Raw genomic sequence first — 19,394 nt, 5'->3', positions numbered from 1 at the left:
GATTATGCTATTATTAATTTTCCTTGGTTTACAATTCCGTACACTTTTCCTTTTGTTTCTGTTCCCAGAAATGCTGAGTTTTTAGATTTAGATAAAATGGCTGCCTTGGTGAAAACACCTTTTCCTTTGGTTGTGAATAAACTCATGTTTGCTTTGGCTCCTTCTGCAATAGGATGACTTTCGATACTAAAAAATGTTTTTCCTGAAGTCAATTTTTCTACTACCTTTTCTAATGGTAAAACGGTCATCAGCGCGCCAAAGGCACTTTCTAAGCCGATAGTCCCATTTTTAGCCATGTCAAACTCCATTTTCTTATGTTCAATATCGATAGGATTATGGTCTGATGTGATCATATCAATGGTATTGTCCACTATTGCTTCGAGTAGTGCTTTGCGATCTTTTTCCGTGCGTAAGGGAGGCGAAACTTTAAATCGGGTATCAAAACCTTCCAGTTTTTCATCGGTCAATACTAAATGATGCACGGCTACACTACAGCTAACTTGTAATCCTTTTGCTTTGGCGTCTTTGATTAATTGAACTGATTTTGCAGTAGAAACAGTTGGTATGTGCAACTTACCTCCAGTGTATTCTAATAAAAATAAATTCCTTGCAATTTGTAATTCTTCGGCAAGATTTGGAATTCCTTTTAACCCTAATCGAGTGGAAACAACACCTTCGTTAACAACACCTTGACCTTTTATTTTTTCGTCTTGTGGAAACGCGATCACTAATCCGTCAAAATCTTGAACATATTGTAAGGCAATTTTCAGCAAATTAGCATTGTCTTGGCTTTTATTATAATCGCCAAAGGCAACGGCTCCGCAATTTGTCATGTCAAATAATTCTGCCAGGTCTTTTCCTTCGCTTCCTTTAGTCAGAGCACCAATTGGGAAAAGTTGCGTAGCACTTCCTACAGCTTTATTTTGAACAAAATTAACATGGGACTGATTGTCAATGATAGGGAAGGAGTTGGGCTGCAACGCGATAGCAGTAAAGCCGCTTTTTGCCGCAACATTTAATCCATTAGCAATCGTTTCTCTATCTTCATAACCCGGCTCTCCCAGTGAAACGCTACTGTCAAACCATCCTTGAGATACATGGAGATTATCGAGTTTTACTTCTTCGGTTTTATCTGTATTGGGAAGGGAAGGTGCTATTTTTTTGATAATACCATCTACCACTAAAATATCTACTGTCTGATTGTGAAAAGGACTGTTTGAATCGATAATTTTGGCGCTTCGGAGGATAAATTTCATATATAGAGACTTTTTTTTTAATTCTGGATTCTAAAAATAAATAATTTATTTCACGAATCGTATGATTGCCATTTCAGTGACTAGAAAGAGCAGTGCAAAGATAACAAACCATTTCCAAATTTGATTATCCAATCGGTTGGTTTGTAAAGTATCAAATACATTTGCCACGGAATCAATTATTTTATACTCAGAAAGTAGATTTTCATTGACTGCGCTAAGATCACTTTCTGTTCTGTCGTAGTTAAAACTGATGTTTTCCAAAAGTTCTTTTTGGTTGTAGACTCCGTAATTACCCGCTTCTTCTGGATAATTATTAAAAGTTAATTTTACCTTGTCATTGATGATTCGTTGCACAGGTATAAAACTTTCAGCTAAATTGGTAACGGTCAAGACCGCATCTTTAGATAGTGCAGCATCAACAAGAAATGGATTTGTATTTCCAATCGTAAATGCATTTATACCTTTTGGCTGGTTATTCATTGCCATTTTATAAAAAGTGGGAACGATAAGCGGAGATTGCTGAAAATTGGAATTTGCAGTGTTTATTGGAGCCGAAAAAACATACACGTTAGAAAGTGCATTTGGTAATGCAGTTAAAAAGGTACTTTGGTCGTCATTATATAGTGCTGCCGGATTTGTATTTGATATTGTAAAGGAACCGTTTGTTTTTGGATATTGGAAATTAGTAATTCTATTTTCAAAAACAGCTTTAAACAACGGATGATTGAAATTGATTTTGGTAATCCTTTTCTCCATTTGTTCAAAAGACTTAAATTGGATGGCTCCAAAATTCCCAAGAAACTGATTCAGATTTGCTGGTGCGTCTTTTTCTGAAGGGATAATGACAAGGCTACCGCCTTTTTCTACAAAAGATCGTAAAGTAGTTTGTAGCGCTTGCGGAATATCATCTAGTTCATTTAATAGGATTAGATCTTGTTTTTCAATGCTGTTGTAATCTAATGAGCGAATAGTCGAATTGACAAAATTAAACTCATTATCGGTATAAATCCGACTTAGGAAGTTGCTTTTTTCGGGTTCACCAATACTAATAATATTGGTTTTTTTTATTTTCGAAATAGTGAAATATAAAGTGTTGTCATAAGCGAGACCATTATCAGTGATAGAGGCATAACCGTGAAAAGGTTGTTTTGGAATAGTAAAATTGATGCTCTTCTTTTTAGTTTCAAAGTTAACGGCGGTTTTTGCAACAAGCTTATTTTGATTGTAAATTGCAATTGGTACCGCTTTAAAATCAGTGCCATAATGTGATAATTCGACCGTTATATCATAGAAATCATCTGATATTTCATTAATATAAACACTATCGATAGCAGTATTATTTTTTTGTTCTGCTTTTGGAATTATAAAATAAGGCACATCATTTTTGTCTCTGTTTTTAAGTTGTTTTTCAGTAAGACCAACTGCATCTGTAATAATAATGATATCTTTTTTAAATGCAGACTTATGTGCTTTTATTTTTGAAATTATAGGATCTATTTGAAACGGCGAAGCGCTGTATTTTAGATTTTGGAGGGAACTCCGAATTGATTTAATATCAGTGTCCCAAAAATCTTCAGAATTCGTCAACAAAGAAAAGGTAGTGTTTTCTGGAGTGTCTTCAAGTAGTTCCTGAACGGCTCGTTTCATTAGCTCTCCTTTTTTTCCTTTGGCCTGCATGCTAAATGAATTGTCTAAAATAATATACATTTCATTTGATGCATTCTCTTTATCTTTTGCCGCAAAAAAAGGTTGGGCAAAAGCTACAACGATACAAGAAAGTAATAATAATCGGCAGCTAAGAAGCAACCATTTCTTTATTTTAGAGCTTTTTCTAGTTTGCACAGAAAGTGCTGCAAGGAACTGAACGTTAGTGAAGTATTCTTTTTTGAAACGGCGAAATTGAAATAAATGAACCAAAATTGGTACGATCAAAAGGAACAGAAAGTATAAAATTTCAGGATGTTTAAATTGCATTCTTATGTCGAGTTTGCTTCATTAGATTATATTCTCAATGAAGTTGCAACCAAAAATACAAATTTGTTAACAGTTGTAATACGCTATTCTTTAAATTTTTTATTGAAGATGTTCTTTTCTTTTCAATTTATAACAAATCATATTTTTATTGACTTTATATTTTTTAACTACTGCAAATAGACAGTGATATATTACGTATTTTAGCTTTTAAATATAATTTACGAAAATGAAAAAGCAAATTACCATCCTTCTATTCGTTTTAATCTACAACAGTATACAAGCTCAAGGGAATAAATTCAATTTGGTTATTGGAACGTATACAAAAGAATGCGAAAGCAAAGGAATTTATGTTTACGATTTTGATTCGAAAACAGGGGATTTCAGTTTTAAAAATGCTTCTGAAAATACGGTAAACCCTAGTTATTTAACTGTTTCTGCAGATAATGAGTTTGTTTATTCCGTAAATGAAGACGGTGGAGAAAGTAAAGTAAGCGCTTTTAGTTATACGCCAAATACTGGTAAATTAGATTTTCTAAATTCTCAGAATTCGATGGGAGCAGACCCTTGTTATATTATTAATGATAATAAAAATGTAATTGCCGCTAATTATTCTGGCGGAAATATTTCCGTTTTTGGTAAAAATGAAGACGGAAGTATTGGCGAAGCCAAACAAGTTGTTCAGCACTATGGGAAGGGAAGTAACGCTGGTAGACAAGAAGGACCGCACGTTCATATGGTTCAATTTTCTCCAGATAAAAAGTTTGTTTTATCGAATGATTTAGGGAATGACAAGGTATATTCATATGAATACAATCCAAATGCGAGCACAGTAGCATTAAAAGTAAAAGATAGTTTTGCTGTTGAGTCAGGAAGTGGTCCAAGGCATTTGACCTTTAGTAAAAAGGGGAAGTATGTTTATCTATTACAAGAACTTACTGGAGGTTTGACGGTCTTTTGTTATTCTAAAGGAAAGTTGAAAAAAGTGGATCAAACTACTATTTTAGCCAAAGATTTTAAAGGAACTTTCACTGGAGCCGACATACATATTTCTCCTGACGGTAAATTTTTATATGCTTCAAACCGCGGGGAAGCCAATACTATTTCAATTTTTAAGATCTTAAAAAACGGAAAATTAGAATCGAAAGGACAAGTTAGTTCGCTGGGTAAAGGTCCAAGAAATTTTGCGATTGATCCATCTGGAAATTTTCTTTTAGTGGCACATCAATATACGAATGACATTGTTATATTTAAAAGAAATAGTACTACTGGTACGCTAACAAATAGCGGAAAAAGAATTGAGTTGTGCGCTCCTGTATGCTTGGTTTTTACAGCTAGTAATTAGTGTTCAGTATTCAGTTATTAGTCTTCAGTAGTATATGGCCTGACTACTAATAACTGAATACTGCTTACTATTTCTTCTTGTCTTTTCTTTTCTTGTCTCTCGTTTTTAACATATTACGATTGACAGAACCATGAGTTTTTTTCTTGGTAACACCAGGTCCTCCTAAATTGACTTTCTTATTCTTCTTACTTTTTTCTTGAAAAGCACCATCTCCATCAAGCGTTTTCTTTTTCATTAAGAACTTAACGACTTGTCTTTCTTTTTCTGGTTCAATTAACTTTGCCGAAACTTCTACCGCTTCAGGAAACGCTTCAATATGTAATTCCATGTTCATTAAAACCTCAATTTCCACTTTTGCTTCTTCCTCTCGAGGAGCAATAAAACTTATTGCTATTCCAGTTTTATCAGCACGTCCCGTTCTACCTATACGGTGCATGTATAATTCCGGCATCGCTGGCATCTCAAAGTTGATAACATGGGTAATATTAGAAATATCTAAACCCCTAGCCATAATATCTGTAGTAATCAGTCCGCGTAGATTTCCTTCTTGGAAAGAAGCCATCGTACTCAAACGGTAATTTTGAGATTTATTAGAGTGAATTACTCCAAATTGATCTGCAAAATCTTCATCGATACGAACGTGAAGCATATCTGAAATTTTCTTGTTGTTTACAAAAATTAAAACACGACTCATGTCTTCGTTTTCTTGTAACAAGTGTTTCAATAGATTTACTTTCGTATTAAAATTTGTTGCATTGTAAGCGACTTGTTGAATGTTTTCCAATGGTGTTCCAGAAGCCGACAATGTTACCTCTTGTGGATAATCAAAATAGTCATTTAAAATAGCATCTACTTCATCTGTCATGGTTGCAGAAAACAAGATGTTTTGACGTTTTTTAGGCATCATGGCTAAAATAGCAGTCAGTTGAGTACGAAACCCTAAATTCAACATTTCATCAAATTCATCAATAACCAGTTTTTGCATTTCTTCAAAACGAATCACATTGTCTAATGTTAAATCCATGATTCTTCCCGGTGTTCCTACAAGAATATCACAACCTTGATAGATTGTCGTTTTTTGGGTATTGATGTTTACACCACCAAAAATACCAACGGTACGAACCGACATGTATTTGGTCAATTTTTCCACTTCCTCCACTACTTGAACTACAAGTTCACGCGTAGGGACTAGGATTACTATTTTTGGAGTATGTCCAGGAAGGAATTTGTATAATTTTAATAAGGGTAATAAATAGGCAAATGTTTTACCAGTTCCCGTTTGTGCAATTCCCATCATATCACGACCAGACATTATCACAGAAAAAGTTTTTTCCTGAATAGGAGTAGGGGTAGTAAATCCTAAATCGTCTATTGCTTTTTGGACTGATTTGGGAAGATTGAATTGCTCGAAAGTGGTCATAAAACGTATATTTTTTGCAAAGATACGGTTTTTGAAAGTAAAGATGCTAATTGGGGTTTAAACTCCTACAATTGTGCACTAGACGATCAATACCTTAGTCAATGGTAAAACAGATATAAGAAACTTAAAACCCTTCAAAAACACCCAAGCCAAAGAGTGCAAAATCATATTTAACAGGGTCGTTTGGGTCAAGTTTCCGCAGTTTTGCATCTAATTCAGCCACTGCTTTACCATCATTTTGTTTCCGAGCTAAAAGCCCAAGTTTTCGGGCTACATTTCCAGAATGTACGTCTAAAGGGCATGATAGGATTGCAGGAGGAATACTTTTCCATATTCCTAAGTCAACTCCTTTGCTATCTTGACGGCACATCCATCTCAAAAACATGTTAATGCGTTTTGCCGCAGATCCATTCATAGGATCCGATACGTGTTTTTGTGTTCGGTTCTGGTGTGGGATTTCAAAAAATGTTTTCTTAAATTCAGAGATGCTTTTTTGAATTGATGCTCGTTCTTGATGTTTAGAGAAAACAGCTTCAAGACCGTTGTGGTTTAGATAAATATTCTGCAGACTTTTTATAAAACTGCTAAAATCCTGTCCGTTAAAAGTACGGTGCACAAAAGTCTCTAGTCTTTGTAAATCCTCTTCAGAATGCGACATCACAAAGTCAAAAGGCGCATTACCCATCAAATCAATCATGCGATGAGAATTTTTGATAATCATGGTACGATTCCCCCAGGCGATTGTTGCGCTTAGAAAGCCTGCAATTTCAATATCTTCTTTTCGAGAAAAGAGATGAGGAATTTGCACTGGATCACTTTCTATGAAATCGAGTGTGTTGTATTGAAGTACTTTTTCGTCGAGAAAATCTTTAAGTTCTGATTTATTCATTACGGGAACTGGATAACATGGATTAAAACAGATTTACACAAATTGTTTAAAAATTACTAATGATAGCAAATTAGCTTAGCCCAGATAGAAGTGAAAATCCTTTTTGACTCGTTTTTAGGACGAGGTAAAAAGATTGTAGCGGATAGCTGGAAATTGCTCCTAATTACTAATTTGGCCATCAACCATCACCAGTTTTCTGTCGGCCATATTAGCTAGTTCCTCATTATGGGTTACAATCACAAAAGTTTGACCAAATTCATCACGCAATTTAAAAAATAATTGGTGCAGGTTTTCTGCCGATGCAGTATCTAAATTACCAGATGGCTCATCTGCAAATATTATTGCTGGTTTGTTTATCAATGCTCGGGCTACTGCCACGCGTTGTTGTTCTCCTCCTGAAAGCTCATTAGGTTTATGGTTCAACCTGTGTGATAAGCCAAGAAAATCTAATAGCTTTTTGGCTTCAGTTTCCGTCTCTTGTTTGGGTTTGTTAGCAATGAAGGCGGGAATACACACGTTTTCTAATGCTGTAAATTCAGGTAATAATTGATGAAATTGGAAGATAAAACCGAGGTTCAAATTTCTAAATTTGGATAGGCTTTTATCATTCATCGTTAGAGTATCTTCATTATTGATGCGAAGTTCAATTTCCTTTTCTACTGAAGGCTTGTCCAGAGTACCAAGGATTTGCAAAAGAGTTGTTTTACCAGCTCCGGAAGCGCCCACAATCGAAACAATTTCTCCTTTTTTAATATGTAAATCCACTCCTTTTAAAACATGGAGTTGGTCGTAATATTTGTGCAAATTTTTGGCATATATCATAAGAAGCTATTTCTGCAAAGAAACAAAGATTTAAATGAATATTAAATGGCAGGCAAAATAATTTTCATCATACAAACTATAAAATTTAGTTAATTAGAAATAGGGGAGTCTTTTTAATAGCCTAAATTTGATTTATAATGTGTTATTGGGAACAGGTATATTAGAATTAAGCTGATAATAATTGTAATTTCACATCAGTAGAAATAAAAAGGAGGTTGTTTTACCTCAAATTAAAGAAACTAATACAATGAATATACAAGAAGGAATAGAAGTAGCTACGTTTGCAGGAGGTTGTTTTTGGTGTACGGAAGCTGTGTTTTTGGAATTAGAAGGCGTAAATAGCGTTATTTCAGGTTATATTGGAGGAAAGACGATTGATCCAACTTACAAAGAAATATGTGGAGGCGAAACAGGGCATGCAGAAGCAATTGAGATCACTTTTGATCCTGAAAAAATTTCATTTGGAGCACTTTTGGAAATATTTTTTGCTACTCACGATCCTACGACAATAAATCGTCAGGGTAATGATGTAGGAACGCAGTACCGCAGCGAAATCTTTTATCACAACGAGGAGCAGAAAAAGACAGCCGAAGACTATATTGATTTAATGACAACTGAGGATACTTTTGGGAAACGTATTGTTACTAAGATTTCGCCAGCATCAAAATTTTATGAAGCGGAAGAGTATCATCAAAATTATTATAATGACAATAAAAATCAAGGCTATTGTTCATATATCATTACTCCCAAAATAGAAAAGTTAAAGAAAGTTTATAAAGATAAACTTAAAAAGTAATGGAGAAAGAAGTCATTGAGATTAGTGAAAACACTAAGAATAAAAATTTATTTTTAGGCATTTTGTTTGATGCGATAGGAATGCTGTCCTTTACGGTGCCTATGGTTGGTGAGTTTTCGGATGTTATTTGGGCACCAGTAGCGGCTTATTTGATGACGAGAATGTATAAAGGAACGGCAGGAAAAGTAGGGGGAGTAGTAACATTTCTTGAGGAAATATTTCCTTTTACAGATTTCATTCCCTCTTTTACACTAATGTGGGTATACAATTATATTATAAAAAAGGAGAGCGGGAGTTAAGTTTGTTTATTGCTTAAAAAGGAAACCCAATCCCATACTTTTAAGCATTTTCTTTTCAAAAGCCCAAAAGAATTTAAATTGCCCCAAAAGTGATCCGATTAAGACCAAAAGCAATTGGTATATCGGAAAAATTATAAGTAACCGAATAGGTGTGTACCAAAATCCAAAGTCTTCTTTGATTATTCCCAACCAAAAACAAGCAGGTTTTGACAACCAGGCCGAAGTAGAACCGGTTATCGCAAAGACGATAAATATTATGGTAAGTTGAAAATTGGATTCAATTTTCCAACGCTTTTTTAATTCCTTCATTTTTATTTATAATGATTACAAATATAGTAACATTATCTTGGAGGAACATAACCCCAAAGCTTTTGTTTATAGGTATTTTGAAAATAGACCATATAGTTATAAATTAAATAATTTACTTCATAGCCATAATCAATAGTTGGATCATAGTTAATAGTCATTTCGTAGAGATTTGTATTGTAACGAAATGGTTGTAATACCCTGCTGTTCCATTCACTAATCCAGAATCTATTTTTGTTTTCTAAATAGGATTGAGTATGATAATTTCGCGAAAAAGCCCTTGATACTAGCCAGGTACTGGAACCAGGATCAATTATAATTACTTCATATTCCAATGCATCATTGGCAATCCTTACTGTGTCGTTTGCTGTGGGGTTTGGATTTTCTGCTTTCGAAACAACTGGTTTTGAAGTAGTGCAGCCAACTATAATAGCCAACATTATTAATACTATGTATATATTTTTTTTCATGGTCAAAAATTTTGATATATAAAGTTACGTATTAATCAGCCAATTATCAATGTGGTATCAAAAAAATGGATTCATTAAACAATCTTAATGAATCCATTTTAGCCTTATAATTTTAGATGATTAGCTCAACAAGCTAATTATTTGTGATGCTAATTCAGTACCAATTCTGTCTTGTGCTTCTCCAGTTGCAGCTCCAATGTGTGGAGTCAAAGAGATTTTAGAATGCATTAAAATTGCCATTTCTGGTTTTGGTTCGTTTTCAAAAACATCCAATCCAGCAAATAATACTTTTCCGCTGTCTAATGCTTTTACTAATGCCACTTCATCAATAACGCCACCACGAGCACAGTTTACAATACCTACACCATCTTTCATGATCGCTAGTTCTTTGTCTCCAATGATATACCCATCTTGAGCAGGAACGTGTAAAGTAATGAAATCAGCGTCTTTAAATAAAGATTCTAATGGTTGAGAAACGATAGTTGTTGTAATTGATTGCCCATCAAAGAATACTACTTTCACGTCCACTTTATCAATAAAACTATCCGCAGCAATAACTTTCATACCTAATCCAAGAGCCATTTTAGCAGTAGCTTGACCAATTCGACCAATACCTACAATACCAAGAGTTTTACCTCTTAATTCGATTCCGTTAGCATATGCTTTTTTCAAACCATCAAAGTTTGAATCTCCTTCAAGAGGCATTGTTCTGTTAGAATCATGCAAGAAACGTACACCAGAAAATAAATGAGCAAAAACTAATTCAGCCACTGATTCTGATGATGATGCTGGAGTATTTATCACGTGAATCCCTTTGCTTTTAGCATAATCCACATCAATATTATCCATCCCTACGCCACCACGACCAATGATTTTTAATCCAGGACAAGCATCAATAATGTCTTTACGAACCTTAGTTGCACTTCTTACAAGAACTACGTCAACGTTATTTTCGTTTACGAAGTTAGCTACTTGTTCTTGCGCTACTTTTGTAGTAATTACTTCAAATCCACCTTTTTCTAAAGCTAGAATTCCACTTTTTGAAATTCCGTCATTTGCTAATACTTTCATTATTTTATTTCATTTCGAGGAAAGAAAAATTCTTATCCTCCTATTTTATATTATTATTTTTAGGAGCTATTTCCCGCTATTCGTTTCAATCTTTATATTTTTTTAAAGAAAAAAATATAAAGGATTTTCACTGCTATCGGGGCTAGGAATCCCAGTAATGATATTATTTTGTTATACTTTAGTTTCTAATGCTTTCATAACATCTACTAAAACTTGAACGCTTTCTATTGGCAATGCATTATACATAGACGCTCTGTAACCACCTACTGAACGATGTCCCGGAAGTCCAGATATTCCTGCAGCTTTCCACATAGTGTCAAAAGTGTCTGTATGCGCAGCATCATTCAATAAGAAAGTCGCATTCATATTAGAACGATCTTCAACTGCTGCAGCTCCTTTAAACAATGGATTTCTGTCAATTTCAGTATAAAGTAATTCCGCTTTTTCGTTGTTCAATTTCTCAACAGCAGCAACTCCACCTAGTTTTTTTAACCATTGTAAAGTTAATAAGGAAGCATAAACAGGAAAAACAGCTGGAGTATTGTACATGCTCTCTGCTTTAATATGTTTTTCATAATCTAATATACTTGGAATTGTTCTACCTGATTTACCCAGAATTTCTTCTTTTACGATAACCAAAGTTGTTCCTGCGGGACCCATATTTTTTTGAGCTCCAGCGTAGATAATATCAAATTTAGAAAAATCCAATACTCTGGAAAATATATCAGAACTCATATCACATACAATTGGCATGTCTAATGACGGAAACTCTTTCATTTGAGTTCCAAAAATGGTGTTGTTACTTGTACAGTGAAAATAATCTGCATCAGCTGGGACGGTGTATCCTTTTGGAATGTGATTGTAATTTTCTTCTTTTGAAGAGGCAACAACAACTGTTTCTCCAAAGAATTTAGCTTCTTTTATTGCTCCGCTAGCCCATGTTCCTGAGTCAAGATAAGCTGCTTTCCCGTTTTCTTTCATTAAGTTATAAGGAACCATCAAGAACTCTAAGCTTGCACCACCTGCAAGGAAAAGCGCTTTATATCCTTGTCCTTCTAAACCTAGTAATTCAATAGCAAGATCTCTGGCTTCATCCATAACTGCCACAAAGTCTTTGCTTCGGTGCGAAATTTCCAAAATAGATAAGCCGGAATCATTAAAGTTTAAAATGGCCTTTGCTGATTTCTCAAAAACTTCTTGCGGTAAAATGCATGGTCCTGCGCTGTAGTTGTGTTTTTTCATGGTGTAGTTTATGTCCAAAAAATTAAAAAGCAAATTTCGGGATTAGGAGTTTAAAAAGCGTTAATTATTTCGGAATTATTAAACATATTTAGCCTATGTTGTTAACAAAAACGAAATAGTATCGACGTTATCTGCGTAATTCCATAATTGAGGATGTTGTGTTTGTCCAAAATCAATACTATTCAGGATCAGATTGTCACTTACAATGCATTGAATTTGCTCACTTTCTGATTCTAATCGCGTTTGCAATTCAGTGACGTCTTCGTAGTATTCATAAAACACGCTCGAAATAGGAGAGGCGTGGCTTTTATCTTCTTTTAAAGTTAAAAAACCATTGTCTAACAATTTGAAGTTGCTCATTAAGAAAACAGCCTTGTTGTAATCGTAATTATTGGCATACTTTTCATAATGGATGACGTCCTGATACTCAAAAATAGCTTCAAAAAAGGCGTTAAAAGAATATCCTTTTGGTACAAAAAGTTTAGAAACATTACGACATCCTAAACCAAAATAGCGAAAAATATCTTCCCCTAAAGCAATCAGTTGAACTTTAGTTTCTTTTCCACTTAGAACAGCAACCGAGTTCCTGCTTTTTCTAATTATGGATGGTTTATCTTTAAAATAATATTCAAAATAACGGGCTGTATTGTTACTTCCAGTGGCTATTACCGCATCAAAATTTTCTAATTTCCCTTCGACAAAAGTAATTTTATCAGCAAATTTTGGTTCAATCGCTATGATGTATTTTGCTAGAAAAGGAAGCAAGTGCTGGTCGTTAGACGATGTTTTAACCAAAACAGTATTTCCAGAAATTAAAACAGAAAGGAAGTCATGAAAGCCAACTAAAGGAATGTTTCCGGCTAGTATTAAAGCAATATTTTTAGATTTTGTCGTGTCTATAGTATAATCTGATAACCATTGATTCAAATTCTCTTCGGTAAGTGCTGTAGCCCAAGATTGAATTGAAAAATATACGTGTTCTGGGGTATACCAGCCATTATGAGATTGTGATAGTTTTATCAGATCGATAAAGGCATCAAAAAAGGGATCGTTATTTAAAACGTCAGGGTTTTTAATCGTATTATCTTCAGAAAATTGGCTTAAGAATTTCCCTAATTCAACAAAAACACTTTTTTTTGTTTCTAATGTCATAATGTTTGCTTATGAATTGTTTTGATTGTAATTTTGTACAAAAATAAGCTTTAATAAGTCGAAAGGCAAAAGTCTTAAAGTCAAAAGTGACTTAACTTGACTTTTTTTAGCTCAAATAACAAATACTATAGTAAAATGGCAATAATAATAACTGACGAATGTATTAATTGTGGAGCCTGTGAACCAGAGTGCCCAAATACAGCAATATATGAAGGTGCAGATGATTGGAGATATAAAGATGGTACTAAATTAACGGGAAAAATAATTTTACCCGATGGTACTGAGGTAGATTCTGATGATGCACAAACACCAATATCTGATGAAGTATATTATATTGTTCCAGGAAAATGTACAGAATGTAAAGGATTTCATGATGAGCCACAATGTGCCGCTGTATGTCCCGTAGATTGCTGCATTCCTGATGACGATCATGTAGAAACAGAAGACACCTTATTGAGCAGAAAAGCATTCTTGCACAACGAATAAGTTTTTTTGAAAATATAAATTTTAAAAACCTGAATAGCAATATTCAGGTTTTTTTGTTTCTATTTACTTCGTAACCTGCATTTAAACTGATTTTATGGTAGTTTAAGTGGTATTTTCATAATAAATAGGAATTTAAAACTATTTTCATATTATTTGTTTGTTAAATTTTTATTCAATGGTATGAAAAGACTCTTTTTATTATTAATAATTCTCTGTGGTTATAGTGTTTATAGTCAAAATGGTACGTATTCTATTTTGATTAAAGATATAGATACGCAATTGCCTATCGAGAACGCTACTTTAATAATACTAAAAACAGATCAAATTTTATTAAGTAATAAGGACGGTATAGTAGCTTTTCAATTAAGGGGGGCATCTAGTATCGAGATTTCTGAACCAACTTATTACTCTCAAAATATTCGTTGGGCATTGCTTGAACAAAATGATTTTGTGATTTACTTAAAAAGTAAGAGTAATAAATTAGATGAAATTATTTTGTCTAGAGAGAGTCCGCAAAAAACACTTCAGAAAATTGTAGCAAATTCTATTCAAAAATTAACCGTTCCTGCACGGATAAAAGTTTACGTTAGAGAATTTTTTAAACTGAATCATCAGTATGCATATTATAATGACGGGCTAGTGAATTTTCAGTTTTCAAAAAAACAAAAGAAATTAATTACGACTTTGCTAGTAGAGCAGAATAGATCTTATGGTCTAATAGAAGATAATATAGCAGCTGACTTATTGGGCTATAATTTGAATAACTTAATGGAGAATTATTGTACATTTAAGTATTTAGAGCCTATTTTAGAGACAAAAATGGGTAATGAATATGAATTTGTTATTAAGGCACACAAGTCTAATGATAAATTTTACATTATGTCCATTATTCCAATAGATGAGTCTAAAGGAATCCTAGATACTTTTGAGATAATTTACGATCCTGTAAAAAAAATAATTAACGAATATACTATCAAAATAGCATTTAAAAAGTTAGAGAATTCAATTGAAAAAGAGAAATTAAATGTTAAAAATATAACTAAATCTTCTGTGCAAGTGAGTTATAGGTTAGATGATCAAGGCTATTATTTGCTAAAAGCAAATGAAGAAATTGCCTATGATTTAACCGTAAGAGATAAATTGAAAAGTGTTGAAGTACGCAATAGTTTTATTACTACTGATTTTAATAAAGAAATCTTTACCTATAAGGAAAATGACGTATTTAAAGAAAAAACACTCTTTAATAAAAACAATAAAATTCTAACTAATTACTGGGATCTATCCGGTTTTATTGCTACAGATGAGGAAAAAGCAATAGTTAATGGTTTAGCATACAAGATGTAATTTTTGTACCCTTGTAAATCTCATAAAAAAAAACCTATTCGCATGGGCGAATAGGTTTTTTTATTTTTTGGACTCAAACAATAATATACACTTATCGCTATTTTGCAATATAATAAGTAGTGATAGTCACCGTATCAGTAGCTTCGTCATAATTTTCCAGAACTAGGTTTCCATCTGTAGTAAAATAACCATAAGATGTTTTATCTTTTGCTTTGTAGATATAATTATTATTTGACGTTTTTCTTAAAACAGCCGATTTTTCACCATTGGGATTTAACATGATGTAGCCACTTTTATCACTTGTAACTTGGTACTTCACTCCATCTAATTCATAATAGGCAGATCTGTCAATGGCAATTATTTTGGTTACTCCGTTTTCGGTAATTTTTGTCGTAGCAGTTACTTCTACTGGGCTTTCTTTTATATCTTTATTTAAAACGTTGGAATCAGCATCTTTTAGTCGAATCATTTGGACTTCTTCTATTTCCTTGGTTTGAATTACTTTTTTATCCCCATCAGAATCTTTTACGGTTGTGATATTAGTTTTAACTTCTGACTTTACATTTTTTTTCTGAGCTTGAATATTTATAGAAAATAAAAAAGCAGCCATTCCTAGCATTATAATTTTCATGATATTTAATTTTAATGATTTGTATTTTACAAATTTAGAAGTATCTCACTTTAAAACTGTTACATAATTTCTGTAAAAGATTGTATTATTTACGTTCTCTTTTTTGCTACAATGACATAAGTATCATACGCATAGGTTTTTCTATCTATCGTTTTTATGATTTGAAAACCATTCATATACAAAAATAGTTGCATTTCATTTAAGGTAAAGACACGAACGGTCGAAAAATCAGTGGCAATCAATTCTTTTTCCTGATTTTGAATAATATAATATTTTGCGGTCCAATCTAACATGAAATTTTCCAGTAAAGTGGTTTCCCAAGTACTTTCTCTTAAATAGTCAGTTCCTTCGTGTTCTGCTTTATGAATGATAAGCTGGTTTTCATTTGCATAGGGGATAAATCTATTGGCATCTATGAAATCAAAAATGATAATGCCATCGTCGGTAATGTTATTATGAAGCGAATTGAAGGTTTCATTAACATCTTCGTTAGAAGTAAGGTAACTAGTGGAACGACCTGTTATAATAATGGAGTCTACCTTTTTTTCTAGATTAAAGTCCCGCATATCACCTAGAATAAAACGACAATTTTTTGTTCTTTCTTTGGCAATAGCGATCATGCTTGTGCTATAGTCCAAACCAATATAATCTTGATGGTTTTCTTGGAATCGTTTGGCCAAATTCCCTGTGCCACTTCCTATTTCAAGTACAGTTTTGCATTTGTATTCATGAATTAGTTGATTGTAGAATTTATATTCTTCATCGTAGTCAACAAATGTTTGATACATGGCATCATATATAGTAGCCATTTTTCCATCGTATAGGGTAGCCATGTTCTGTTAATTTGAGTGGTTTACTAATAAGGGTTTTGTTGTCGAAATGGGTTAACTACCGTAGTTCAGTTTAATAAAATATAAATTTAGGAAAAAATATGATATAAAAAAAGGGCTATCCACTAGATAGCCCTTTTCAAAATTATTCGATTATAGAATTAGAATTTATAGTTCAATGATAAGTTGAACATAGTTCCTAATTGACTGAAATGATATCCATCATATGTCATTTGAGAATAACGTTGGTTAAAAGTAATCAAATTAGATTGATTTTGTACTTGTAAAGGGTCGCTTAAGAGATTAGTACCAGCCGCGTTTTCAGCTTTAAATTCCCATTCTGGTAATACGTTCAATAAGTTATTTATATTTAATGATAAAGTTAATTTTTCAGTTGCTGAGAAACTAACTCCTAAATCTGTAACAACTTTAGGAATAAACTCAGTTCTTAAGTCTGAACTTAGTCCAGCTTGGTTAAATGTCGTTTTTCCAAAATAAGTGTTGTTAAGAGAAAAAGCAAATTTACCTAGATCATAGTTTGCCCCTAAAATCCATTTTGTAACTGGTCTTGAAGTAAACATTAAAGATTCAAGCGTTTGACCGAAGTTATCGCTTTTTACCGGAGAAATTCTTTCATTTTGAAAAGTGATGTTTCCTGATAAATTAAAACCTAATGTACCTTCACCTATTAAAATATTATTGTAATTGGCAACTACATCTAATCCAGAAGTTCTAGAATCGAATGAGTTTTCAAACCAAGCTACGTTACCATAAGGAGTAGATTTAATATCACCCAAAATAATTCTGTCTTCTACTTTGATGTTGTAATAATCCAAAGTAAAATTAAAATTTCTGGATGGTTTAGCACCAATTCCAATAGTTACGTTAGTTGATTTTTCAGCATCTAATTTCGGAACACCAATTAAGCGTGCTTGAGGAGATACGTTATTGATAATACCACTTACTTGGATCCCTTCTCCTGCAACAAAAGAATATTGCGATTTCTGAGTGTAGATTTGATGTAAAGTAGGTGCTCTAAATCCAGTAGATAAAGATCCTCTTAAAGTAATTTTATCTTCAGCAAATTTATATCTAGAGCTTATTTTCCAAACTGTTGCAGCTCCAAAATCAGAATAATCTTCATAACGAACCGTACCGTTAATCAAGAAATCTTCTGTTACATCATAGGCAAGATCAAAATAACCTCCTAAGTTATAACGGTTCCATTTTCCTGAGTTTTCTGGTCTATTTCCTGCAAAAGAATCGGCTCCAGATCCATCCCAAGATGCTTTGTCGCCTTCAATTACTTCGAAAGTTTCTGATCTAATTTCAGAACCAAAACCGATACTAATTTTATCTGATAAAATTTTAGAGATATCTAAGTTACCGACAACATGATTGAAAGAAGTTCCTCCTGGGTTAAATGAAATAGGACTATTTTCTCTGTATACATTTTCACCATTTAGATCTTGAATATCTGATGGATTGTGTGAGTTATCTACATTATACCTTTGAGTATTACCTCCCACAGTAACGCTGGCGTCAGTATTCCAACCGTTTTGAACAGCTTTGTAACCTAAAGTAGCATTATAGTCGTTTAAATCACCTGTGAATGTTGGTACGTATCCTTGGTAAGATGCAGCCGTTCCGTCTCCAAAGAAATCCTTTAAATAAGGAAGACTTGATAATTGTTTCCAATATGTGGTTCTGTAATTAGCAAACGAATTTACTTTTTTGTAAACATAAGCTGCGTTATAATACATTAAAGTGTTTTCTGATAAATCAAAACCACCGTTTACTAAGAATTTAGCTGCAGCAGTTTCTGGAGAACCGTTAATATTACCTGCATCTGGCTTCTTAGCAAGAAAATCGTTTATTTGTATTATTCCAGCAGCATTATCTGCTCGGATAGATGCTGGATTTGCTCCATTAACCCACTTGTCAGGGTCATTAGGGTCTGTATAAATAAAATCGGCGTATTCTCCGCCAGAAAGCGGTTCATTGTCTGGTCCAAGATTTTTTGTTCCTCCATCAACTGTACCGGGTCTGTTTGCCTGACTTACTTTAGAAAAATCTAAAGTGTAGTTTATATATCCTTTGTCTCCAACAGTTGCTCCGTTGTTTAAGCTTACACCTAACATTTCACCGTCACCTTCAGAAGTTAGTCCACTTCTTAGTGTAACTGATCCACCGTTAGTACTCTTTTTTAAGATGATATTCATTACTCCAGCAATAGCATCAGAACCGTATTGTGCAGATGCACCATCGCGAAGAATCTCTACTCTTTCGATAGCGTCAGTAGGTATAGCTGAGATATCAGCACCTGTTTCACCGCGTCCTGGAGACGTTTGAACATAAAGTAAAGAACTTAAGTTTTTACGTTTACCATTAATAAGGATTAACGTTCTACTTGGTCCCATGTTTCTAATTTCATAAGGATCTAATAAAGAAGTCGCATCATTTACCGGTGTTTGTACCGTGTTAAAAGATGGAATCTTGTATTGTAAAGCTTTGTCAAATGATGCTTGTCCAGTTGAAGCTAAGTCTTTAGCAGAAATTACATCAATAGGAAGAGCTGTCGTGGTATTGCTCCTTTGAGCAGTTCTTGTCCCTGTAACAACAATTTCATTTAAGGCTTGACCACCTTCTTCTGATAAAACAACATCAATTTTAGAACCAGTAGCAGCTCTTTCTACTTTGTTAAACCCGATATAACTAAAAACAATTGTAGCTCCATCCTGTACTTTTATTTTGTAAGCCCCGTCCATATCAGTAGATACTCCATTGGTGGTTCCTTTTTCAATGATGTTAACTCCAGGAAGCGCTGCTCCTGAACCATCTTTTACTACTCCAGAAATTTCTTTTTGTGCAAAAAGAAAACTGACATTTAGCAGTAAAAATAATAATGTGATTTTTTTCATAATTTAGTTAATTTGGTTTTTGGTTTAGTGCAATTTCTGTTGCAAGATAAATTTTTTTTTAACAAAACATTGGCTTAAATCCCGTTTTTTTATAAAATGTTACCATAAGAGTGTTAATCTATTGTTTTTTCTTACGAAGCATT

The 19,394-nt window shown here is 33.4% G+C and carries 18 protein-coding genes; 5 read left to right on the top strand and 13 right to left on the bottom strand.

The window, feature by feature from the left end:
- Positions 1-2 precede the first annotated feature (2 nt).
- Both BMW63_RS09250 and BMW63_RS09245 read right to left on the bottom strand, forming a co-directional pair.
- On the bottom strand, positions 3-1,256 hold the full coding sequence (locus tag BMW63_RS09250; protein ID WP_074723178.1) for a dihydroorotase: 1,254 nt from the start codon (positions 1,254-1,256) through the stop codon (positions 3-5).
- A gap of 45 nt (positions 1,257-1,301) precedes the next feature.
- Positions 1,302-3,230, bottom strand: coding sequence for a vWA domain-containing protein (locus BMW63_RS09245; RefSeq protein ID WP_074723177.1), 1,929 nt, complete (start codon positions 3,228-3,230; stop codon positions 1,302-1,304).
- Positions 3,231-3,456: 226 nt separating this feature from the next.
- On the opposite strand from BMW63_RS09245, the gene BMW63_RS09235 reads away from it, so the two are divergent.
- A complete protein-coding gene (locus BMW63_RS09235) occupies positions 3,457-4,572 on the top strand; it encodes a lactonase family protein (RefSeq protein ID WP_074723175.1) in 1,116 nt (371 codons plus the stop codon).
- Positions 4,573-4,639: 67 nt separating this feature from the next.
- Here BMW63_RS09235 and BMW63_RS09230 read toward each other — a convergent pair whose 3' ends face one another.
- The 3 genes from BMW63_RS09230 to BMW63_RS09220 all read right to left on the bottom strand — a co-directional run bounded on the left by BMW63_RS09230 (position 4,640) and on the right by BMW63_RS09220 (position 7,703).
- Entirely contained in the window at positions 4,640-5,992 is a 1,353-nt protein-coding gene (locus BMW63_RS09230) for a DEAD/DEAH box helicase (RefSeq protein WP_074723174.1), read from the bottom strand.
- A gap of 124 nt (positions 5,993-6,116) precedes the next feature.
- Positions 6,117-6,881, bottom strand: a complete 765-nt coding sequence (locus tag BMW63_RS09225) for a TIGR02757 family protein (protein ID WP_074723173.1) — start codon at positions 6,879-6,881, stop codon at positions 6,117-6,119.
- Positions 6,882-7,040: 159 nt separating this feature from the next.
- Positions 7,041-7,703 (bottom strand): ABC transporter ATP-binding protein, encoded by a 663-nt coding sequence (locus BMW63_RS09220; RefSeq protein ID WP_074723172.1) that lies wholly within the window; start codon positions 7,701-7,703, stop codon positions 7,041-7,043.
- Between the two features lie 247 nt (positions 7,704-7,950).
- Between BMW63_RS09220 and msrA the strand changes: the two genes are divergently transcribed.
- Together msrA and BMW63_RS09210 are read left to right on the top strand one after the other, a co-directional pair.
- Positions 7,951-8,499 carry a peptide-methionine (S)-S-oxide reductase MsrA gene (gene msrA / locus BMW63_RS09215; RefSeq protein WP_074723171.1) on the top strand — a complete coding sequence of 183 codons (549 nt, stop codon included), beginning with the start codon at positions 7,951-7,953 and terminating at the stop codon, positions 8,497-8,499.
- Positions 8,499-8,798 carry a hypothetical protein gene (locus BMW63_RS09210; protein WP_074723170.1) on the top strand — a complete coding sequence of 100 codons (300 nt, stop codon included), beginning with the start codon at positions 8,499-8,501 and terminating at the stop codon, positions 8,796-8,798. The genes msrA and BMW63_RS09210 overlap by 1 nt, the downstream gene beginning before the upstream one ends.
- Positions 8,799-8,804: 6 nt before the next feature.
- On the opposite strand, the gene BMW63_RS09205 is transcribed toward BMW63_RS09210, so the two are convergent.
- From BMW63_RS09205 to BMW63_RS09185, 5 genes are all read right to left on the bottom strand, one after another.
- Positions 8,805-9,107, bottom strand: a complete 303-nt coding sequence (locus BMW63_RS09205; RefSeq protein ID WP_074723169.1) for a DUF6787 family protein — start codon at positions 9,105-9,107, stop codon at positions 8,805-8,807.
- 32 nt (positions 9,108-9,139) lie between these two features.
- Positions 9,140-9,574, bottom strand: coding sequence for a DUF6146 family protein (locus BMW63_RS09200; protein WP_074723168.1), 435 nt, complete (start codon positions 9,572-9,574; stop codon positions 9,140-9,142).
- 120 nt (positions 9,575-9,694) lie between these two features.
- Positions 9,695-10,645, bottom strand: a complete 951-nt coding sequence (locus BMW63_RS09195; RefSeq protein WP_074723167.1) for a D-2-hydroxyacid dehydrogenase — start codon at positions 10,643-10,645, stop codon at positions 9,695-9,697.
- A 171-nt stretch (positions 10,646-10,816) separates the two neighbouring features.
- Positions 10,817-11,887: a 3-phosphoserine/phosphohydroxythreonine transaminase gene (gene serC, locus BMW63_RS09190; protein WP_074723166.1), complete on the bottom strand. Its 1,071-nt coding sequence runs from the start codon at positions 11,885-11,887 to the stop codon at positions 10,817-10,819.
- A gap of 93 nt (positions 11,888-11,980) precedes the next feature.
- Complete coding sequence (locus BMW63_RS09185; RefSeq protein WP_074723165.1) at positions 11,981-13,039, bottom strand: acyl-CoA reductase; 1,059 nt, start codon at positions 13,037-13,039, stop codon at positions 11,981-11,983.
- Between the two features lie 135 nt (positions 13,040-13,174).
- Between BMW63_RS09185 and BMW63_RS09180 the strand changes: the two genes are divergently transcribed.
- Together BMW63_RS09180 and BMW63_RS09175 are read left to right on the top strand one after the other, a co-directional pair.
- A complete protein-coding gene (locus BMW63_RS09180; protein ID WP_074723164.1) occupies positions 13,175-13,525 on the top strand; it encodes a 4Fe-4S dicluster domain-containing protein in 351 nt (116 codons plus the stop codon).
- A gap of 180 nt (positions 13,526-13,705) precedes the next feature.
- Positions 13,706-14,869 (top strand): hypothetical protein, encoded by a 1,164-nt coding sequence (locus BMW63_RS09175; protein WP_074723163.1) that lies wholly within the window; start codon positions 13,706-13,708, stop codon positions 14,867-14,869.
- Positions 14,870-14,966: 97 nt separating this feature from the next.
- Here the strand turns inward: BMW63_RS09175 and BMW63_RS09170 are convergent, their stop codons facing one another.
- The 3 genes from BMW63_RS09170 to BMW63_RS09160 all read right to left on the bottom strand — a co-directional run bounded on the left by BMW63_RS09170 (position 14,967) and on the right by BMW63_RS09160 (position 19,251).
- On the bottom strand, positions 14,967-15,500 hold the full coding sequence (locus BMW63_RS09170) for a hypothetical protein (RefSeq protein ID WP_074723162.1): 534 nt from the start codon (positions 15,498-15,500) through the stop codon (positions 14,967-14,969).
- 89 nt (positions 15,501-15,589) lie between these two features.
- A complete protein-coding gene (locus BMW63_RS09165; RefSeq protein ID WP_074723161.1) occupies positions 15,590-16,333 on the bottom strand; it encodes a class I SAM-dependent DNA methyltransferase in 744 nt (247 codons plus the stop codon).
- A 158-nt stretch (positions 16,334-16,491) separates the two neighbouring features.
- Positions 16,492-19,251: a TonB-dependent receptor gene (locus BMW63_RS09160; RefSeq protein WP_074723160.1), complete on the bottom strand. Its 2,760-nt coding sequence runs from the start codon at positions 19,249-19,251 to the stop codon at positions 16,492-16,494.
- Positions 19,252-19,394 lie beyond the last annotated feature (143 nt).

Source organism: Flavobacterium frigoris (assembly GCF_900111075.1).
In the GTDB taxonomy this organism is placed as follows: domain Bacteria; phylum Bacteroidota; class Bacteroidia; order Flavobacteriales; family Flavobacteriaceae; genus Flavobacterium; species Flavobacterium frigoris.
The sequence above is the reverse complement of the archived record's forward strand: the minus strand, read 5'-3'. Positions and strand labels throughout refer to the sequence as shown.